1 pseudogene is annotated in these 255 nt (G+C 70.2%); it reads left to right on the forward strand.

The annotated features are described in order from the left end of the window. Positions 1-255: pseudogene (locus tag EN859_RS38630) on the forward strand (ISAs1 family transposase); the annotation flags it as partial.

Raw genomic sequence — 255 nt, forward strand, 5'->3', positions numbered from 1 at the left:
CCAAAGGTGGCCGCGGCCATCATCGACGCTGGCGCCGACTATCTTCTCGCCGTCAAGGCCAACCAGCCGGGCCTGATGGGCGAGATCGAGCGCTTCTTCGACGATCCGCAGTGCCCGGCCGCCGACCGTTGCGAGGAGACCGACAAAGGCCACGGCCGCATCGAGGAACGACGCGTCGCCATCTCCACGCAGGTCGACTGGCTGGCCGGCGAACGACGCTTCCCCGGCGAGTACCGCCTGCCCGGCGTCGCCGCC

Source organism: Mesorhizobium sp. M00.F.Ca.ET.216.01.1.1 (assembly GCF_004010325.2).
GTDB lineage: Bacteria > Pseudomonadota > Alphaproteobacteria > Rhizobiales > Rhizobiaceae > Mesorhizobium.